At 52.7% G+C, this 19,305-nt stretch carries 15 protein-coding genes; 5 read left to right on the top strand and 10 right to left on the bottom strand.

The window, feature by feature from the left end:
- The first annotated feature begins 45 nt into the window (after positions 1–45).
- Positions 46–2,808: an RNA polymerase-associated protein RapA gene (rapA, locus tag DDY07_RS12290; protein WP_171696114.1), complete on the top strand. Its 2,763-nt coding sequence runs from the start codon at positions 46–48 to the stop codon at positions 2,806–2,808.
- Between the two features lie 53 nt (positions 2,809–2,861).
- On the opposite strand, the gene DDY07_RS12285 is transcribed toward rapA, so the two are convergent.
- Entirely contained in the window at positions 2,862–3,224 is a 363-nt protein-coding gene (locus DDY07_RS12285) for a PilZ domain-containing protein (RefSeq protein WP_033155569.1), read from the bottom strand.
- A gap of 150 nt (positions 3,225–3,374) precedes the next feature.
- Here DDY07_RS12285 and DDY07_RS12280 point away from each other — a divergent pair, with 150 nt between their 5' ends.
- Positions 3,375–4,661, top strand: a complete 1,287-nt coding sequence (locus DDY07_RS12280; protein ID WP_171696113.1) for a DEAD/DEAH box helicase — start codon at positions 3,375–3,377, stop codon at positions 4,659–4,661.
- A 60-nt stretch (positions 4,662–4,721) separates the two neighbouring features.
- On the opposite strand, the gene DDY07_RS12275 is transcribed toward DDY07_RS12280, so the two are convergent.
- Entirely contained in the window at positions 4,722–5,066 is a 345-nt protein-coding gene (locus DDY07_RS12275; RefSeq protein ID WP_171696112.1) for a cupin domain-containing protein, read from the bottom strand.
- 42 nt (positions 5,067–5,108) lie between these two features.
- On the opposite strand from DDY07_RS12275, the gene DDY07_RS12270 reads away from it, so the two are divergent.
- Complete coding sequence (locus tag DDY07_RS12270) at positions 5,109–5,768, top strand: DoxX family protein (RefSeq protein WP_240618108.1); 660 nt, start codon at positions 5,109–5,111, stop codon at positions 5,766–5,768.
- Here the strand turns inward: DDY07_RS12270 and DDY07_RS12265 are convergent.
- Positions 5,710–6,036: a DUF2288 domain-containing protein gene (locus DDY07_RS12265; RefSeq protein ID WP_171696110.1), complete on the bottom strand. Its 327-nt coding sequence runs from the start codon at positions 6,034–6,036 to the stop codon at positions 5,710–5,712. The genes DDY07_RS12270 and DDY07_RS12265 overlap by 59 nt on opposite strands.
- An 83-nt stretch (positions 6,037–6,119) precedes the next feature.
- On the opposite strand from DDY07_RS12265, the gene DDY07_RS12260 reads away from it, so the two are divergent.
- On the top strand, positions 6,120–6,821 hold the full coding sequence (locus DDY07_RS12260) for a hypothetical protein (protein WP_171696109.1): 702 nt from the start codon (positions 6,120–6,122) through the stop codon (positions 6,819–6,821).
- A gap of 222 nt (positions 6,822–7,043) precedes the next feature.
- On the opposite strand, the gene DDY07_RS12255 is transcribed toward DDY07_RS12260, so the two are convergent.
- From DDY07_RS12255 to DDY07_RS12245, 3 genes are all read right to left on the bottom strand, one after another.
- Positions 7,044–8,207: a two-component system response regulator gene (locus DDY07_RS12255; protein ID WP_171696108.1), complete on the bottom strand. Its 1,164-nt coding sequence runs from the start codon at positions 8,205–8,207 to the stop codon at positions 7,044–7,046.
- Positions 8,200–12,273: a response regulator gene (locus DDY07_RS12250; RefSeq protein WP_171696107.1), complete on the bottom strand. Its 4,074-nt coding sequence runs from the start codon at positions 12,271–12,273 to the stop codon at positions 8,200–8,202. The genes DDY07_RS12255 and DDY07_RS12250 overlap by 8 nt, the downstream gene beginning before the upstream one ends.
- Positions 12,274–12,516: 243 nt before the next feature.
- Positions 12,517–13,062 carry a DUF1415 domain-containing protein gene (locus tag DDY07_RS12245; RefSeq protein WP_171696106.1) on the bottom strand — a complete coding sequence of 182 codons (546 nt, stop codon included), beginning with the start codon at positions 13,060–13,062 and terminating at the stop codon, positions 12,517–12,519.
- A gap of 14 nt (positions 13,063–13,076) precedes the next feature.
- On the opposite strand from DDY07_RS12245, the gene DDY07_RS12240 reads away from it, so the two are divergent.
- On the top strand, positions 13,077–13,898 hold the full coding sequence (locus DDY07_RS12240; protein WP_171696105.1) for a thermonuclease family protein: 822 nt from the start codon (positions 13,077–13,079) through the stop codon (positions 13,896–13,898).
- Positions 13,899–13,916: 18 nt separating this feature from the next.
- On the opposite strand, the gene DDY07_RS12235 is transcribed toward DDY07_RS12240, so the two are convergent.
- From DDY07_RS12235 to DDY07_RS12220, 4 genes are all read right to left on the bottom strand, one after another.
- Entirely contained in the window at positions 13,917–14,228 is a 312-nt protein-coding gene (locus DDY07_RS12235; RefSeq protein WP_051669669.1) for a hypothetical protein, read from the bottom strand.
- Between the two features lie 343 nt (positions 14,229–14,571).
- A complete protein-coding gene (locus DDY07_RS12230) occupies positions 14,572–14,766 on the bottom strand; it encodes a hypothetical protein (protein ID WP_165385980.1) in 195 nt (64 codons plus the stop codon).
- A 206-nt stretch (positions 14,767–14,972) separates the two neighbouring features.
- Complete coding sequence (locus DDY07_RS12225; RefSeq protein WP_171696104.1) at positions 14,973–15,581, bottom strand: response regulator transcription factor; 609 nt, start codon at positions 15,579–15,581, stop codon at positions 14,973–14,975.
- The gene (locus tag DDY07_RS12220; RefSeq protein WP_171696103.1) at positions 15,578–19,072 is read right to left on the bottom strand and encodes a PAS domain S-box protein; all 3,495 of its coding nucleotides are present in this window, start codon (positions 19,070–19,072) and stop codon (positions 15,578–15,580) included. The genes DDY07_RS12225 and DDY07_RS12220 overlap by 4 nt, the downstream gene beginning before the upstream one ends.
- Positions 19,073–19,305 lie beyond the last annotated feature (233 nt).

Raw genomic sequence — 19,305 nt, 5'->3', positions numbered from 1 at the left:
TACACGGCGCTTTTAAAGTCGAATCAAATTTCCAAGAATCAAAACATGAATGAGTTTATTCCCGGCCAACGCTGGATTAGTAATACCGAATCGGAACTCGGTTTGGGTATGGTCATAGACACCGAGTTTAACCGTGTCACCGTGCTATTTTTAGCGACCGGCGACCGCCGGGTTTACGCCAGAGATAACGCGCCGTTGACCCGGGTGCAGTTCAACGAAGGTGATGTGATCGAATCGGCGGATTACGCCAAGATTAGCGTGCAACAGGTGCAACAACACAATGGTTTGTTGACTTACATCGGTATCGATGAAGACGGTCAGTTGCAGCAAATCGACGAGATGGAACTTAACCATCATATTCAATTTAACAAACCGCAAGATCGTTTATTTACCGGCCAGTTCGACCCGACAGCCTGGTTTTTATTACGCTATGAAACCTGGCGGCGTCAGCAACAGCATCAACAAGCCGCGACCAAAGGTCTACAGGGCGCGCGGGCTTCACTGATTCCGCATCAGCTGTATATCGCCCATCAAGCCGCCAGCCGTGCTTTGCCGCGGATTATGCTGGCCGATGAAGTGGGTTTGGGTAAAACCATAGAAGCAGGTTTGATCATTCAACATCGCTTGATCAACGGTTTAAGCAAGCGGGTGTTGATTTTGGTGCCGGAAAGCCTGCTGCATCAATGGTTGGTGGAGATGCTGCGCCGCTTCAATCTGCGCTTCAGCATTTTTGACGAAAGCCGCTGCTTTGCCAGTCCCGACGAGAACCCGTTTCTCAGCGAGCAATTAGTGCTGTGCAGCCAGCGCTTCTTTGCCGATTCTCCGCATCGCCAGCAACAAGCTTTGGATGCCGGTTGGGATCTGGTGGTGGTTGACGAAGCACATCATCTGGAGTGGAGCGAAGACGCACCTAGCGCCGATTATCTATTTGTCGAGCAGTTAGCCTTGGCGTCACCCGGTCTGATTCTGTTGACCGCTACCCCCGAGCAGTTGGGTAAGGAAAGTCATTTTGCGCGTTTGCGCTTGCTCGATCCGGATCGTTTTTATCGCTTCGAACAATTTTTAATTGAAGAAAGCCAGTTTGAGCCGGTGGCCCGACTGGCTAATTTGCTGATTTCCGGCGAAGTGCTGGATGCCTTACAGCAGGAGCAATTGAAAAGTTTATTAAAACAGGACAACGTCGACAAACTGCTGCAGCAGGTTAACGACAGTCAAGCCAATGCTCGGGAAGAGCTGATCAAATTGTTGCTCGATCATCATGGCACCGGCCGGATTTTGTTCAGAAACTCTCGGCAAACCGTTCAGGGCTTTCCGGATCGGCAACGCCATGCTTATCCGCTGCAAGGTGAGGACACGGCGGACTTAGCCAACAGTCCTTATCTGCATTGGCTGGTTGCGCAGTTGAAGGCCTTGGGCGACGAAAAGGCCTTGTTGATTTGCAAACGCGCGGAAACCGCGATCCAGCTGGAGCAATTATTACGGCAGCACGTCGGCCATACGGCAGCGGTGTTTCATGAAGGCATGAGTATCGTCGAGCGGGATAGGGCGGCGGCATTTTTCGCCGACGAAGAGAGCCGCGCGCAAGTGTTGATTTGTTCCGAGATCGGTAGTGAAGGGCGCAATTTTCAATTCGTGCGGCATCTGTTTTTGTTTGATTTGCCGGAAAATCCGGATTTGTTGCAGCAGCGTATCGGTCGTTTGGATCGAATCGGCCAAAAGCATGTGATTCAAATTCACATCCCTTATCTGCTCGATAGTGCTCAGCACGTATTATTCCGTTGGTACGACGAGGGCCTGGACGCATTCCGGCATAATTGTTCAGGTGCCGCACAAGTCTTGAAGTTGCTCGGCGATGCTCGTGACAGTGCATTGCTTAGCCGCGATGCGGCGGCAGTCGAGGCTTTGATCGCCAACACCAAGGTCCTGAACAGCCAAGTTGAAGAGGAATTGCATAAAGGCCGCGATTTGCTGTTGGAGCTAAATTCTTGCCGCCCGCAAGAAGCCGCATGCCTGGTGGCAGAGATCAATGCCGGCGAACGCGACGGTAGTTTGTGGCCGTTTATGGAAGCGATGTTTGATTGTTATGGCGTCGATGTTGAAGATCATTCGCGCGATTGTCATATCCTCTGGCCCAGCGAAAATCTGCGCATCGCCCATTTTCCGATGCTGCAAGACGACGGTTTGACGGTAACCATCAACCGAGACATCGCGTTGGCCAGGGAAGACATGCAATTTTTGACCGCCGAACATCCTATGGTGTTGTCGGCCATGGATTTGGTGCTATCCAGCGAGACCGGCAATGCCGCGGTCAGCGTGGTCAAACATCCACAACTGAAAGCCGGCCAATTCCTGCTGGAACTGTTGTTTGTTGCGGAATGCAGCGCGCCCGCTGAATTGCAAATCGGCCGATTTTTACCGCACACGCCGCTGCGCGTTTTGGTCGATCAAAATAAAAAGGATCTAACGGCTGTTATTAGCCACGACAGCTTGGTCGAGACCGGCGATAGCTTCGATAAGGCGCAAATCAGCCAGTTTTTGAACAGCCAACGTCAGCATATTCAGGATATGATCAAAGTCGCGGAGCAGTTGGCGGGTGCGCAAATGCAGAAGTTGATAGCGGAAAGCAGTAATCTGATGATAGCCACGCTAACCGGGGAAATCAAACGTCTGGTGCGGCTGAAAAAGATCAATCCCGGCATCAAGGAGCAGGAAATAGAGCAACTCAAGGAGATGACCATGCTCTCGCACGAAAGCATACAGGAAACTCAGTTGCGGCTGGATGCGGTGCGGTTTGTGATTACCAGCTAACTTGCCGACAGCGATTTACGGCGAGCAGGTGCCGTTTGGTGCCGGGATGACGATTAAGCGGTTTTAATCAGCACGGTGGTGTCGTCCAGTTCCACGCATTCAAACATCAGATCGTCGATAGAACCTTCCACGTGGTCTACGTAGTGTAAGCCACATTCCGAATCGACATGTTGATGTTTCAGAATGCCGTGTACACTGAACGGCGTTCCCGATTCAGGCAATACCATGGTGATTTTAACTTTGCCGGCAACATCGGGACTGATGGGGTCTTGAAGCTTAACCCGGATGCCGCTATAGCTGATGTCCAGAATTTCCGCATTCAGCGAAATTTCCCGGGGTGTTCTGCTATTGAAAATAATGCCGGCCTGCAGGCCTCTAGGTTTTACTCTACGGTGAATTCGTTTTTCGAAACTCATGTGTTGTGGCCTCTGCTGAAGAATTGCGGTAATGCTATTGAGGATTTAGTGTAGGTGCAAAGTCAGTTTTTGCTACTGTGGCGTGCCCATCATGCCATATCTTTTCTATTCATACACCCGTTAATTGCGGGCATAAAATAAGGTTTTTGCATGTTATTTTCAGAATTGGGTTTGTCCGAGCAGCTTCTTAAAGCGGTTGCAGAGCAAGGCTATGAAACTCCCACTCCGATTCAGGCGCAGGCTATTCCGGTCATTTTGCAAGGCCGCGATGTGCTGGCCGGCGCGCAAACCGGCACAGGTAAAACCGCCGGGTTTACCTTGCCTTTGCTACAGTTGTTGCAAGGACAACCGGTTCCGCAAAAGCCGCGGCCGGTTCGGGTATTGATTTTGACACCGACCCGCGAATTGGCGATGCAGGTTTATGAAAGCGTCAGAACCTATGGCAAGCATTTACCTTTTTTTGCCGAGGCGATTTTTGGCGGCGTCAGTATCAACCCGCAGATTCAGAAGATCCAGCGCGGCACCGATATTGTCGTTGCCACTCCAGGCCGTTTGCTGGATTTGATTCAGCAACAACATCTGGGTTTGTCAAAGGTGGAGCATTTCGTACTCGACGAAGCGGACCGAATGCTGGATATGGGTTTTATCCGCGATATTCGTCGAATCATCGCGTTGTTGCCGAGTAAACGCCAGAACCTGCTGTTTTCCGCGACCTATGCCCCGGAAATTAGCGCGCTGGCCGAACAAATCCTCACCGATCCAGTTGAAATCGCTGTTGCCAAGCGCAATGCCGCGGCCGATACCGTTTCGCAACTGGTGTATGGCATTAACCGTGAATACAAGCGCGAATTGCTGTCCTACCTGATAGGCAACGGCCATTGGCAGCAGGTGTTGGTGTTCGTCCGCACCAAGCATGGCGCGGATCGTTTGGCCAAGCAGTTGATCAAGGATGGCATCCGTTGTGCCGCTTTGCACGGCGACAAGAGCCAGGGCGCTCGGGTGCGGGCTTTGGAAGATTTTAAAAACGGCTCCATTACCGCGTTGATTGCCACCGACATTGCCGCGCGCGGCCTGGACATCGATCAATTACCGCATGTGGTGAACTTCGATTTGCCGCAAGTAGCGGAAGATTATGTGCATCGTATCGGCCGTACCGGCCGAGCTGGCGCTGAAGGGCAGGCAATTTCGCTGGTTGATCCGGAAGAGGCGTACTTGTTGGCTGCCATCGAAAAACTGTTGAAAAGGCAGATTCCGCGAGTCGACGATACCGGCTATCCGAGAGTATCTTTGGCGGTGACCAATAGCAAGCCGCAGCCGAAACCGGTTCAGCCGAACAAGCCGGCGGCCAGACGGCCGCATAATGGCCGGGCAGGGGAGTCGGCTAAACGCGCGCCGAATTCGCGCAAACCGCGTGCGCAAACGGCCAAGCCCCGCTAATCCGTTTGACGTGTCGTGCCCGGTCATGGGCACGGCAGTCGTCTCTCGCCGAATCTCCGTTTATTCCGCAACCGGCTCCGCAAAAATATGGATTGCCAGCCATATCGACTCAATGTCCGGATGGGTCCAATCCACCCTATGCCGGCAATGCGCTGGAATCAGCAGATAGTCGCCGGGCTTTAGATCGACAGGTGCGGATTGAGCAAATGTCAGTCTGGCTTCGCCTTGTAACAATATTACCCATTCGTCCTGATTTTGATCGTACCACTCGTTTTCGGAGTTGCAATGACCCTTGGAAACGATGCGCTCGATGCGAATAGTAGGCTTGCTAAACAAGGTTTGGCATAATTCTATTGGCAACTGAGCTGGAATGTCTGTAAAAATGCACGAACTGCTGATGTTCATAAAAGCGGGTACATAATAAAAAATTGGGGGAGGGGAATGAATATGAATAATACGTCTTTTACTGCGTTAATGGCGGTGGTTATCGATAAACTACCGGGGATTATGCAACTGTCGCAACGCAGTTGCGATACTGCTAAATGCGTGGACTTTTTGGCGCCGCTGTTGCTGCGGCTGTATTTGGCACCGGTATTTTGGATGGCGGGGACCAAAAAATTTGCCAATTTTTCCGACACGGCCGAGTGGTTTGGTAATGCTGAATGGGGCTTGGGTTTGCCGGCGCCGTATGTGTTGGTGTTTCTGGTCGCGCTATTTGAAATCGTCGGCGCCTTGTTTTTACTGTTAGGTTTTGCCACCCGGCCTATCACTTTGCCATTGATGATCATCATGGTGGTCGCAGCGGTCAGCGCGCATCTCCAAAATGGCTGGTTGGCCATTGCGGCCGGTAGCGGCATTTTTGCCACCGAACGCACGATAGGCGCGATTGAGCGACTGGAGCGGGCCAAGGAAATTTTACAGGTGCAGGGCGACTATCAATGGCTCACCGAGAACGGCGCCTTGGTGATACTGAATAACGGGATAGAGTTTGCCGCCACCTATTTCGTCATGTTGTTGGCTTTGTTTTTCCTGGGCGGCGGCCGGTTTGTCAGTGTGGATTATTGGCTGGCGCGCAAGTATTTGCCTGAACTAACACCCAGGGCCTGACCACCACAGCCCACACCGAACTGTTGGCACTGATCCATTCGCCGGCCTGTCGATCCGAAACATGACCGATTAGGCCGGCATCCAGCCATTGCTCAACTTGCGCCTTGTTGTCGCGCGAGAACTGATAAGCCACTTCCACCAGATCCAGTTCCTTTGCAACCGAGATTGCCAGGCCGGCCGCGAAAAATCGTTGCAACTCGGCCCAGGGAATGGACGAGGTTTCTAAATTCACCTTGGCTTTTTCCAGATCGGGGAGAGAGTCGTTCATTAACATTTTCCGGTTGGGATGTTGTAGTATGCCCAGCTATTTTATCGTAACCCGGTTTATAAAACAGAAGTGAGGATTCATCGATGTCGCTATTGAGTTCATTTAAAAAGCGTTCCACCCTGGACGCGGCGATCAAGCAAGTTGCCCAGGCCCGTAAAAGCGAAGGCAGCAAAGCCGAGCAACTATACAAGGGTGCGTATCAAGGCTTTGCTAATGTCATTGCCGACCATTTGATCGTCTCCGAAGCGCTGTATCACTGGGGATTTGGGCTATTACACGAAGCCAGGACTCAAGAACCGAAAGCCGCGGTTGAAACTTACGAAGACGCCATTTCCAAGTTTTCTTTTTGCTTATTGATTTCGCCTAACTATTTAGGGGCGGCAATAGACGGCGGCGTGGCATTTATGGAATTGGCCCGCATCAGTGCTGAGGCGGCGAAGCCCGACCTTTACGATTTAGCGGAAGATTTTTTCGAGAAGGCCTGCGCCATTCAAAAAGGCAGCGCGGCTTACAATCTGGCCTGCGTTTATGCATTACGCGGCGATAACGATGCTTGCTTGGCGGCGTTGCAAACCGCCAGGGAATTTGGCAGTTTGCCCGACGAACAAAATATATTGCAAGACGACGATATGGCCGGCGTGATTAATGCCCCTTGGTTCAAGGCGTTTATGGAGGAGGTACGCGCTACGCCGGCCCCGGAAAAAACCAAACTCAAGGATATTGAAATCAATGTCGAGCCGGGCTTCAAGATAGAGAAAAAAGAGGATTTTGATTACTACTCATAAAGTATTAGGCCATACAAACCTGAATACCCTGCGGGCCAAGGCTTAGCGGGGTTTTAGGTCTGAATGAGCCAGATTGTCCATCTGCGCGGTTTTCCATATAGCCAATCCGTTTTTGTCCGCGGATAGGGGATGAAAGCAAGCTATTTGATGCAGGTTGGCATTAATCGGGTTTTTCCATCCCGGTCGTTTGTTGTGTCGGCAAGATGAACTTTGCTATGTCTTTCAGGATTTAGCTGATAGCGAATGCGCTTTGGTCTCCATGGCAGGCTTGGCGTCGCCGACATCCTGGTAGCGCTGAGCGGTTTCATCGAATGCCTCGGCGATAGCCAAAAAGGCATCGGTGACATCCGGATCGAAGTGCGTTCCCCGGCCTTTAGCGATCAGCCGCACCGCTTCTTCGTGGGGATACGCTTCTTTATAAACCCGTTTGCTGATCAGAGCGTCGTAAACGTCGGCGACTGCCATCAAACGGGCGCTCAGCGGGATTTGCTCTCCCGAAAGCCCTTGCGGATAACCGGCGCCATCCCATCTTTCATGGTGGCAATAGGCGATCTCCACCGCGTAATTTAAAAATGACCAGTCACTGTCGCCAAAATCCCGCGCCGCCGACAAGATGGCAGACCTTCCCTCCGCGCAGTGCGTTTTCATAATCGTCCATTCATCCGGTGATAGTTTTCCCGGCTTAAGCAGTATCGCATCGGGAATGGCAACCTTGCCGATGTCGTGCAGAGGCGCGGATTTAAACAACAGTTCGATGTCGCCATCGGTGAGACTATAGCGAGCATTGGTGCGCAACCGTTCGGCCAACAACTGCACGTATCGTTGGGTACGGCGTATATGGTTGCCGGTCTCGTTGTCCCTGACCTCTGCCAAGGCACAAAAAGCCGCGATGATGGAGCTTTGCGCGGCGATTAGCTGCCGATCTTTGCGGAACAACTCTGCCGTGCGCTCGGCCACCAATTGCTCAAGATTTTCGTTATGCTGTTTCAGCTCGCGCCTGGTGGTGGCCAGGGCCAGATGATTACGGACCCGTGCCAACACCACCGGCGCGGATGCCGGTTTGTGAATAAAATCCTCGGCGCCCAGAGACAGACCGCACTCCTCATCAACGGCGCTATCCAAGCTGGTCAGAAAAATCACCGGAATATCGCGAGTCGCGAGGTTGGCTTTAAGTTGCTTACAAACCTCGAAGCCGTCGATGCCCGGCATGACGACATCCAGTAATATCAGGTCCGGCGCGTCGCGGCCGATCAGCGCCAAAGCCTCGGAGCCATCGCTGGCAAAGCGGGTGCTGTATCCCTTGCCCAAGATGTTGCTCAACACCTCGATATTATTTAAGGAGTCGTCTACGATCAGTATTTTCGGTCGTTTATCTTGGCTATTCATGGTCTGTCCAGCTATTGCGCTCTAAGAGTTTCTCTAATGCAATCAATGCTGCATCGTAGCGCAATTTTTGTGTCGCTTGCGCAATTTCCGCAAATTCCAAGGCGAGTTCATGATCGCCTATCTTGTCGGCGAGATCGGTGACCGAATACCGGGCATCCAGATTCTTGGTTTTCAATTGGCGAAGCAATTTCTGTAGGTCGGGCAGCAGATTGGCATGTTTAAACAGTTTTTCTGAATTAACCGATAAGGCAAGCCGCCTATCGTCAGCATCTTCTAATGACTGACTCAATAACAGGAGTGCCGCCTCGCATTCCTGAGCAAGTAGTTCCGTTTGCGCCGTCAAATTCCTCTCCTCTCCGCCTTTGAGCATCCGGCACAGTCGGTCGGCTGAGGCTTGAAGCGCGCCGAGACCTAAATTGCCGGCCTCGCCTTTCAGGCTGTGAGCGAGTAAAAACAGTTGCTCCGAATCGCCATCGGCAAGCCGTTGGTGCAATAGCGTTGCAGCGTTCCGATGCTGCTCGGCAAACGCCAGCAATAGGCGCCGGTAAAGGCCAATGTTGCCTCCCAGCCGGGCCAAAGCCGCTTGCACCGCCACGCCTGGCAGATTGCTCTCGAGTTGGGCAATCGCCTTGGTATCCGGGCGAATGTCGGCAGCTTTTTCCTGCTGCGCCGTAGCGGGTTTGGGCTTGATCCACCTCGCCAGCGCATTGGCGAGTTCTTCCGGTTCGACCGGCTTGGCGATGTGGTCATTCATGCCGGCCGCTACGCAGGCCTCTTTATCCTGATTCATCGCCGCCGCAGTCATGGCAATGATGGGCAATTCCTTTAACGCCGGCAATTGGCGAATCTTACGGGTGGCCTCCAGGCCATCCAGCACCGGCATATGCAGGTCCATCAACACCGCATCGAAATGGGATTTCTCCAGGCATGCCAAGGCCTCCAGGCCATTGTTGGCAGTCGTGACCGCCAAGCCGCCTTTAATCAGAAATTCCTGTGCCACCTGTTGATTGAGTTGATTATCCTCGACCAGCAAAATCCGCGCGCCGCGGATAGCTGCCAGCGTGGTTCGGGTGGCGTTGAATACTTCGGCGGCGGGAACAGGCTGGCTGGTTTCGTTTCGTTGCAGTTGGATCAGGGTGTTGAGCAGGTTGGAGGGCGTTACCGGCTTGGCGATGATCGCGTCCACTGGAATGTTGCCGGCCGACTTGGCCAGCGCCTCGCGCTCATAAGCCGTGATCATGATGGATATTGGCGGCCGGCTGTTATGCTCGTTATGGGCTATGGTCTCGGCTAGTTCCAGACCGTTCATGCCGGGCATTTTCCAATCCAATAACAATAGTTCGAAGGGTTTGCCGCATCGCGCCGCTTCGGCGAACAAGCGTAAACCTGTTTCGCCCGAATCGGCCGTCGCCACTTCGAATTGCCAACTTTCCAAAATCGAGCGCAGTATCGTCAGTGAAGTTTCCTGATCGTCGACCACCAGGGTGCGCATGGGGCATAAACCCTGCAAACGCCGGCCCGGTGTCTGCTCGCTGGACGAAATACCGGCCGGCAGGCCTAGTCTAACGGTAAAGGCAAAGGTACTGCCGGATTCGGGTTCGCTCTCCAGGGTGATTTCTCCCGCCATCAATTCCACCAGGCGTTTCGAGATCGTTAGCCCCAAGCCGGTGCCGCCGAATTTGCGGGTGATGCCGGCGTCGGCCTGCGCGAAAGGCTGAAACAGTTGGCCGGCTTGTTCGGCCGTGATGCCGATGCCGGTATCTCTTACCGCAAAACGCAGGCGTATGGCATTGTCCGTTCTTTCCTGCGTCTCGACGCGAAGGTGGACTTCGCCTTGATGGGTGAATTTAATGGCGTTGCCGACCAGGTTGTTAATGATTTGGCTGAGGCGGAGCGGGTCGCCCTGCAACTGATCGGGCACATCCTGTGCTATGTCGATGAACAGCTCTAGGCCTTTTTCATCGGCACGGATGGAGAACAAGTCTGCCGTCGCCCGCAGTATTTCTTCCAGGCTGAATTCGATGGCCTCAATGTCTATGCGCCCGGCTTCGATTTTTGAGTAATCGAGAATGTCATTCAGAATACCCAGTAAGGCTCGCGATGAATTCAATACCTTGCTGAGGTAATCGTGTTGCTTCCGGTTCAGCTCGGTATCCAATGCCAGTTGCGTCAGGCCGATGATGGCGTTCATCGGGGTACGTATCTCGTGGCTCATGTTTGCCAAGAAATCGGATTTGGCCAGGTTGGCACTTTCGGCTTGTTTCCTGGCGTCCAACAACTCCGTCGTGCGCTCGTTTACCAGGTGTTCGAGATGATTTTTGTAGTGCTCCAATTCGACTTCGTAGCGTTTGCGGTCGGTGATGTCCATACGTATGCCCAGGATACGGCTAACCATGCCGTCGTCGCCGCGCTGCACGCAGAATGCTTTAACACTGATCCAGCGATAGCTGCCGTTGGCATGGCGCATCCTGGCTTCGTAACTGTAGGCATTGGCGCGTTTCGACAATACGGCCGTAATTTTTTCGGCGATGCCGGCTCTGTCGTCCGGATGGAGGCGCTCCAGCCATTCGTTACGATCACCGGGGCCGGGTTTTGCTTGATAGCCCAGCATGGTGAAATAAATCGGTGACATCTCGAAACTGTCCTTTATGACGTCCCAATCGAAAATGCCGATTTGCGCCACATCCATCGTCAAGCGCAGACGCTCTTCCGATGTTTTGAGTTGCTCTTCGACTTGCTTGCGTTCGGTAATGTCGAGCGTAAAACCGTTGATCTGTCCGTTTTCTTCATCCAGATAAGCGGACATCGAGAACCATTTAGTTTGCCCGGTTACGAGCACCGCTTGCGCCTCAAAGCCGCGTACCTCTTTATTTGTCTGCAGCAACTGATAAAACAACTTCAATTGATCGAGATCGGCCCATAGCTTCTCGGCCGGCACATAATGTTGCAGAAAGGTATCGACGGAGTCGCAATCCAATTGGCGTGCCAAAGTGAGATTCAGAAAGCTAAACTGACCTGCAAAATTTCTCTGAAAAATGCCGACCGGTGCATTCTCGATAATGTAGCGGTAATTTCTTTCGTTGTTCTGCCATTTCAAACGGCTGTGCCGTGCAACCAAGGCTAACACTAACGAAGCAATCAAGATGACGAGTCCGGCCGTACCGTACCAGGCCAGATGTTTCCGCCATTCGGCCAGATAGTCCTGTTCGGCGATGGCGGCCAGCACGTACAAAGGATAATCGCCGACCCGTCGAAAACTATAGAGGCGTTTGACGCCATCGCCCGGGCCGGGCTGTAGATAGGAGCCGTGGGTCATACCCTGGGCGATGTATTGGTGCAGGGGGTGGTTAGGCATGGTTTTGCCTAGATTGGCTTCCAGATGCGGATGGCGTGCCCAAAGCCTCATCTGTTCGTCGCGGAGTAACACCGCGCCGTGTTCGCCAAGGTTCAACGTCGCGTAAAAACTTTCGAACGAACTCAATTGCACGATGACGTTAACGTATCCGGCAAAGCCGCCATCGGGAAAATCGATACGCCGGGTCAGGGAGATATGCCAGATGCCCAGAGTACGGGATATTTCCGGCGGGGAAATGTGTAAGCCAGTCTGGCGATGATCCCTATGAAATTGAAAGCTTTCTTTGTCGGCGACATTGATGGCTGGCTGAGCATCGATAGAACTGTAGATACAATCGCCGTTGGTATTGAATATCTGGATTCCGCCGATCTCGATCACCGCCGCTTGCTGAATATCGTTGGCCTTTTCCTGCAGCAAGGCTTGCATAGCATGGTTTTCAACGGCGTTATCGAATTGGCTGCTGCGCATGTCCTCGGGTTGAATATGCCCCTGAATATCTTTCAGAATCAGATCGATTTTTTGTAGGGTGGCCAGCGCATGCCCCTCCAGAACCAGAGCGATATTTGCTGTTTCGATACGCGCGTGTTCTATGTGGTTATCGCGCTCTTGCTGCAGGCTCAAGCCCATCAGTGCCGTAAATCCCAAGATACCGACCAAGCCTGCGGCGATTGCCAAGCCAAACGCTGATATTCTTGGAAAACATTGTTTCATGTGCCACTCCCGGCTATAAATTATCATCTAAATCCGACAATTGCTAAAAAGCCGAGGACTCAAAGTGAGCCGCTGAGATGGCCGCGCATAAACCGGCGCGAGTCGAGTTCCCTCGTGAACGGCTCTATGCAATCCTGACGTAACAACAATTCGAAAGACTTATTTTGCGCCGCCGCTTTGCCATATCAGGACTCGGCTAATCTTGAAACGAGAAAACCGAACGCATACGGGTAAAGGTTTTCGCTACTGTTGGTAGCAGGCATTGACAATCGCCCGCAATTTTTCCAGACCCAATTCGCGGGTCAGCGCTATATTGCGCTCGGGAATACCCTCCGGGTCCGGATGACTGGCGACGGCTTTTTCGATGCTGTCTTCGCGAATCAGATGCAGCATGGGGTAGGGGGAACGGTTGGTGTAATTGCTGGGGTCGTTTGTCGGCGTTTGCGCAAAGCAATAGTCCGGGTGAAAACTAGCCAATTGGTAGATGCCTTCGTAGCCTTGATCGATCAGCAATTGCTCGGCGATAGCCAGCAAATCCAGGAAATCTTCGAAGTCGGCAAACGCCTCATTAAATATCAGCAAGGTGGTTTCGGTGTCGGGCTCGGAATCGAGATGCACGCACTCGGCAATGACCGCTTCCAGGCTATCCTCAATGCTGTTGCTCGACACGACCTGATAGCGAATACTGCCTTTCTCCTGCTCGCGGCGGGCAAACGGGCAAATATTGTATTCAATAACAAAAGTTTTTAGCCAGGCCTGCGTAGCGGCGATAATCTGTTGGTTAGTCATGGTGATCGAAAAAAATGAAGAAAAGCACTAAACACTGTCTCTGGCTGTTGGCGATATTGCCGGCTTTGCTATCTGCCGAAGTCTATCAATGGACCGATCCGCAAGGTCGCCGCCATTATGCCGACCATGGCAATGAAAACGCCAAAGTCTTAAGTATCGATCCCGGCATTGCCTTTTATAGGGTAGAAAAGGTGTTCGATGGCGATACTATCTTATTAAGCGACGGCCAGAAAGTCCGTTTTTTGGGGATCAATACCCCGGAGGTTGCCGGCCGTAACAAGTCAGCAGAAGCCGGCGGCGAGCAGGCCAAAGCCTGGTTGAAGCAAAAGTTGGAGCATCAGAAGGTATTTCTGCAAGGCGATGTGGAAAAACAGGACAAATATCAGCGCACTTTGGCCTACGTGTTTACCGAGGACAAGGAGCATATCAATCTGGAACTGGTGAAACGCGGATTGGCCACGGTGAATATTTTTCCGCCGAACTTCAAATATCTCGACAGCTTGCTGTCGGCCCAGCGCAGTGCCGAACAAGCCAAATTAGGGATTTGGGGGGGCCAAGCCTACGCGCCGCTGGCTGCGGAACTGCTCCATGAGGGTAATTACCAGGGTTGGAAGCGCTTAACTGGACGCATCCGCGGGCTCAAAAACACAGCGAAGCACAGCTACCTGCAATTCTCCGATGCGGTATCTATCAGTGTCGAGCCAATATCGGCCGGCTTGTTTCCGCCGCTGGAAACCTATGTGGGTAAGGATGTGGAAGTGCGGGGGTGGGTGCGGCGCTCGAAACAGCGTTTTGCCGTGCAGGTGCGGCATCCGGCGGACATCGTGTTGCGTTGATGTTGGCAGCCGGGCCGCTTACTCTTCTTCGGCGAATAACGCTTGGATCATTTGCTTTTCCTCGTCGTCGAGGATGTGCTCTGCGGAAAACCAGCGAGTGCGTTGAAACGGGATTTCTCGCTCCGCGTCGCGCAGTCCGGCGCGACGATCAATCTCGCGGCGCTCGGCCCGCCGACGATCCAAAACCCGCCTGTCTTGTTTTGGCCACAGCACATATTGTTGCTGAACGAAAGCGATCCACTCCGCTGAGTTGAAGGCGAACGGATTAGTCCGGCGTTCTTGCTGACGGCGCGCCCCTCGGCGGCGTGCCGAATCATCGCTAGTCATCATAGTAGCTACCACTGACCTATGCCGCCGCATACACGCATGCTGTAGAGGACAACCGGCGAATTGATGTAAAAAAAATACGACCTAAATAACATTCGACCAAAATAATAAGCTTCTCAAGAAAATCTGAGTATCTAGGTAGGGATTTTAAATGTACCGGCCCAAATGCTCAATCAAACTTAGTTTTCGGATGTCATTTTACTGGACAAAGTTCCCGGTAACCGCGGAAGTTGATCAGTCATCACCAGCATTTGGACGGCGATCCAAAAATCCGGGAGACATTATTGGCTATGTCTTATTCCGCCGAACAACGCAGGCCTGCAAGCGCTTTTTATTGTTTTGGCGGCTAGGGCGCTATGCGCCATTCGCACCTGGACAGCTCAGGGAACAATGTATTGATTAATAGCCGCGAATCGACCAAGCCTTTTTTCATCAGCGCAATCAATGTTTTATTAGTGGATCCAACCGGTACGACAGCCCATTCCTTAGGGCATTTATTCAGCAGATTTATTTGAGCAGTAGTCAGTTTTTCTCTAGCCATCGTTACACCTATTTTCGGATTTGGTATTGCTAACGGGTCTTGTATATGGGGTTTTACTTGACGCCGGCATACGGTAAGTCAAAAAACAGGATTTGTTAAATTAGTAATATTCATCAGCTCTATTAATAACGTGCATTTGGGGCTATCGGCCTTCCGCCGGCATAGAAACAAGGGTAGCGAAGGGCGGGGTAACGAGCTAGAGACACTCAAAGCCGGCAGGCCGCATAGATGCGGGCGAGTTCCAGCAGATTCGGCGCGCCGGTTTTCTCCATCACTTTGGCGCGATGGATTTCAACAGTGCGGTGACTAATCCCCAAACGCCTGGCTATTTCTTTGTTGGTTAGACCAGCCACCACCATCCCCATAATCTCAAGTTCGCGTGACGTCAGCCCGCTTAGCCGATTACACTGCGCTTGCCCTTTTATGGCCTGTGCGTGAGTGTTGACTTCAAGCTGTAGCGCGGCCTGTACTCTGTCGAGCAATAGTTCGGTGCTGACCGGTTTGGTCAGAAAATCAACAGCTCCCGCTTTCATCGCGCGCACTGTCATCGGTATGTCGCCATAGGCGGTCAGGAAAATAATGGGAAGGTGGATGTGGCGGCGGATAAGTTCGGCTTGCAACTCGTGACCATCCAGACCCGGCATGTTGACATCCAGCACTAGACAGCCTGGCTGCTCCGGAGAATAGCTTTCAAGAAAGCACTCGGCACTGGCAAATGTTTGATACGGGAGGCCCGCGGTTTCAAATACCAAACCCAAGCTGTCGCGGACTGCATCGTCGTCGTCTACCACGAATACGCAGGGCTGAGTATTCATTTCGCAAACGGTAAGGTAAAGAACAGGCTAAGGCCGTCGCCGACATTCCGCTCCGCCCACAGTTGGCCGCCATGGGCTTGGATCAAGGCGCGGCTAATGGCCAAGCCCATTCCCAGTCCCGCGGGTTTAGTCGAGTAAAAGGGCTGAAACAGCATTTTCAGGGCAGTGGCGTCCGCCAGGCCTTTACCGCTGTCACAAACACAGACTACCGCCATATCAGGATCGTCGGCGTATCGGCCGGTGGTAATGCGCAATACCTCGGATAGCTTACCGTGTTCCTGCATCGCTTCCAGACCATTAATGATCAGATTGACCAGCACCTTTTGAATTTGCAGCGCATTGACCGTGGTCTGCGGTAAGTCGGCGGCAAGATCCAGTTCTATGTTTAAAGTGTCTAGGGTTTTGTCGTTTTTTATAAACGCGCAGGCTTCTGTCACGAGAAAGTTAATATCGACCCGTTCACCGACGGCCTCGGTTTTATTCAAATGGCTAAATAATTGTCTGATGACTTCGCCGGCACGCTGAGCTTGTTGCACACAGGCTTCCAGTACGTGGTTGAGTTTTTGGGAATCCGGTTTTTCCGATTGGTAGAGGCGCAACGCCACGTCGGCATAAGAGGAAATAGCGGCCAGGGGTTGGTTTAATTCGTGGGCAATCGCCGCTATCGTCTGCGTCGCCAACGATACTCGAAATGACTGTTCCATCCGATTTCGGCGTTCGCTCAATTCCCGGGTCAGTTTATAGTCGGTGATGTCGAAATTGATGCCCAGCAATCGATAAGGCCGATTATTTTTATCATTCAATAAGCTGCCGCGCGAATGTATCCAGCGGTAGGAGCCATTTTTGTGGCGTAAGCGGAATTCCAGTTCGTAAGCGGATACATGCCCGGACAGGTAGTCTTTGGTGCTTGCCAGGACCCATGCCCGATCATCCGGATGCAAGCGAGATTCCCATTCCTCCCAGCGGTTCTGCATCTCATGGTCGTCAAAACCGATTTGCCGTTTCCATTCCGGCGAGAGAAATAAGGTTTGCGAGACCAAATCCCAGTCCCAATAACCGGCGTTCACTTCGTCGATGATCAGTGCCAGGCGGGTCTCGGTATGCCGCAATTCCGCGTGGGTGCGTTTCAGTTCGGTAATGTCTACATGGGTAATAATCATGCCCTGGAAACCTTGGGTAATGCGTTTGGCATGCATCATAAACCAAAGCTCGCCCAGCGCGGTCCGACAGGGATATTCCATCATAAATTCCTGTTGATGGCCCGCTATCAGGCTTTCAAGGCCGGTCAAAGCCTTCTGTGCGTCCCGGTCGCCTGTCGCCGACGAGCGGCGGCAAACTTCAAGGTAGTTGGCGCCTTCCGACAATTGACTGGACGAACCGCCGTTCTCGATAGCAAAGCAATCCCAGGGCGCGTTGACCGTCGTCACCAAGCCGCTATCATCCAGTACTGCCACATGCGCGGGCAGCGAATTCAGAACGCAGCGTACGAAAGCCTCGTTACGGCGCAGGGCGTCATCAGCGACTTTCAGCGGTGTAATATCCAAAAATGCGCCAACGGCCCCGCGCGGCTGCCCTTTATTGTCCAGCAAGGGCGATGCATTGGATACCACGGTAATCACTTTCCCGTCTGGGCGGACTATATCCAGCGTCTCGTCGCTCACCACTTCTCCCCGGCAAGCACGCTGAATCGGCAGATCTTCAGCGGCCAGCGGATAGCCGTTTTGCAATACTGTGATGGCCGGCGGGGTTGGGCTCGATAGTGAAAGTTCCGAGGTGGGGGGCACGCCCAGCATCTGCTCATTCGCCCGATTTCCGCGGATATGTTGTCCGCTATTGTCATTGGCGATGGCGAGTCCGATGGGTACCGTGTTGTAAATAACCTGCATTTCCTCCAGACGGCGTTCCAAGCGTTGGTTCAATAAGGCAATTTTCTGCTCGGACAGTTTGCGCTCTTCGATGTCGATCACATGCACCACAATACCTTTCAACCTGCCGGCTTCATCGGCATTGGGAATATAGGTCGCATGCACCCAGCGGGGTTTGCCGTTGCCATAAGGAATTTGCTGGTCAAAACTAACCGGCTCGCCCGCCAATGCCCGCTCCAGATACGGGCGGACTATGTCCCAGGCCGCGCCACCCAGAATTTCCGGCACGGTGCGGCCGATAACCTGTTCCGGAGAGATGCCGAACCAGTGTTCATATGTCGCATTTACCCGTACATAGCGAAAATCGACATCCAAATAGGCGATCAGCGCCGGCGTGGCATCCATGATCAGTTGCAGTTCCCTATCCTGGTCGCGATAGACCGATTCAGCCTGTTTTCGCGCGGTAATATCTTGGAGATAGCCATGCCACAAAATGCTGCCGCCCTGTTCCCGCATCGGCATGGAATGACCTTCTATCCAGATTTCGCCTTTACTAGGGTGTTGGTAGCGAAAGGTGTCGCGCCAAGGCGTCAGGCTGCGCGCAGATTCGCTGATGGTTTCGTTGATCAGTTTGATGTCGTCGGGATGCACCCTGGCAAATACCGGACTAAAGTCCTCGGCCACCGCTTCGGGAGGCAGTCCGTACAAAGATTCAAGCGCCTGACTGGCATAAGGCATGCTGGCTGAGCCATCCGCAGCTAAACGAAAAGAACAAATAACGCCGGGTACGGAAGCCGCCACTTTGGACAGCTGATCCTGTAAATGATGTTCGGCTGGTAGTGGGCTGCGTCCGTCTGCATCGCGCAGGACAAGGCAATACAAGGTTTGCTGGTTTGTGTCGATCTCGGAAATCACGGCTTCTATAAGAAACTCTTCGCCGTTAGCGCGCAAACCGGTTACTGTGCGAAGTTCTTTAGACTGATGATCGCTATCGCCTGTTGGTGCTAAATAAATGGCCGGAAAACCAGCCGGAATAAAGCATTCGATCGAGTTGCCAATGGCTTGATCTGCGCGGCAGCCGAACAACTTGCCGGCTGCGGGATTGCATAATACGACACGGTATTGTGCGTCGATGCAGACAATGGCATCCCGCGCGGCTTGTATAAGTGCCGCGGACAGTGCCGGGCTTTGCGCCTGCACAGATGATTCTGTTTGTGATTGTCGACTGAGATCGGTGAGGGTAATACGCAGTTCCGGCTGGTCGGCGAGACCGGTGAGCATCAGGCAGTCGAGTCTGGCAGGAAATGCAGCGTTATCGCCACGCAGCATTGGCAATTCGCAAGGCTGAATTTCGCTACGTTGCTGAATCTGCGATAAATGCCGTTGCCAAAAGTCGCGGCTTTGATCGGCAATCAAGCTTGAAAAATGACGGCCAATTAAGTGTTGACGCTCACCACCCAACAAGGCGGCGGCCGCAAAGTTTATGGTGGATATTCGCTGGTCCGGGCTGAGTGTGAGGCAGGCGTGCGGGGCGAAATCGTAAAGATGCTGGAAGCGGTCTCGCGCCTGAATCAGCGATTGATTTTGGGTTTCTAATTCAAGCAGACGTACTTGCTGCTCATGCAAAATTTTCTCCGGAGCATCGAGGGAACTGCTGGTTTTGCTTGAGTTTGGGTGTCTGTTCTGAGCTTCTTGTCGAACAGTATTGTCAGGGTGTGCAGACTTACAGCGCTCGTCAGTCATGAGACATCTTCTATTTTGGACAGAATTTAGACCGCTTCAGGCATTCTTTCGATGGTTGTAACACAAGCCCTATTATACGGATGTGGCTAGCCGAGAAGCCCTGTTTCGGCAACAGC

Origin of the sequence: Methylomonas sp. ZR1, from assembly GCF_013141865.1 — a bacterium.
Taxonomy (GTDB): domain Bacteria; phylum Pseudomonadota; class Gammaproteobacteria; order Methylococcales; family Methylomonadaceae; genus Methylomonas.
Note: the sequence above shows the minus strand (reverse complement) of the source record. Positions and strands in the feature narration are given on the sequence as shown.

Coding starts and splice junctions, on each gene's coding strand:
- rapA (WP_171696114.1), top strand. CDS start 46: ATGAATGAGTTTATTCCCGGCCAACGCTGGATTAGTAATACCGAATCG.
- DDY07_RS12285 (WP_033155569.1), bottom strand. CDS start 3,224: ATGAGTTTCGAAAAACGAATTCACCGTAGAGTAAAACCTAGAGGCCTG.
- DDY07_RS12280 (WP_171696113.1), top strand. CDS start 3,375: ATGTTATTTTCAGAATTGGGTTTGTCCGAGCAGCTTCTTAAAGCGGTT.
- DDY07_RS12275 (WP_171696112.1), bottom strand. CDS start 5,066: ATGAACATCAGCAGTTCGTGCATTTTTACAGACATTCCAGCTCAGTTG.
- DDY07_RS12270 (WP_240618108.1), top strand. CDS start 5,109: ATGAATAATACGTCTTTTACTGCGTTAATGGCGGTGGTTATCGATAAA.
- DDY07_RS12265 (WP_171696110.1), bottom strand. CDS start 6,036: ATGAACGACTCTCTCCCCGATCTGGAAAAAGCCAAGGTGAATTTAGAA.
- DDY07_RS12260 (WP_171696109.1), top strand. CDS start 6,120: ATGTCGCTATTGAGTTCATTTAAAAAGCGTTCCACCCTGGACGCGGCG.
- DDY07_RS12255 (WP_171696108.1), bottom strand. CDS start 8,207: ATGAATAGCCAAGATAAACGACCGAAAATACTGATCGTAGACGACTCC.
- DDY07_RS12250 (WP_171696107.1), bottom strand. CDS start 12,273: ATGAAACAATGTTTTCCAAGAATATCAGCGTTTGGCTTGGCAATCGCC.
- DDY07_RS12245 (WP_171696106.1), bottom strand. CDS start 13,062: ATGACTAACCAACAGATTATCGCCGCTACGCAGGCCTGGCTAAAAACT.
- DDY07_RS12240 (WP_171696105.1), top strand. CDS start 13,077: ATGAAGAAAAGCACTAAACACTGTCTCTGGCTGTTGGCGATATTGCCG.
- DDY07_RS12235 (WP_051669669.1), bottom strand. CDS start 14,228: ATGATGACTAGCGATGATTCGGCACGCCGCCGAGGGGCGCGCCGTCAG.
- DDY07_RS12230 (WP_165385980.1), bottom strand. CDS start 14,766: ATGGCTAGAGAAAAACTGACTACTGCTCAAATAAATCTGCTGAATAAA.
- DDY07_RS12225 (WP_171696104.1), bottom strand. CDS start 15,581: ATGAATACTCAGCCCTGCGTATTCGTGGTAGACGACGACGATGCAGTC.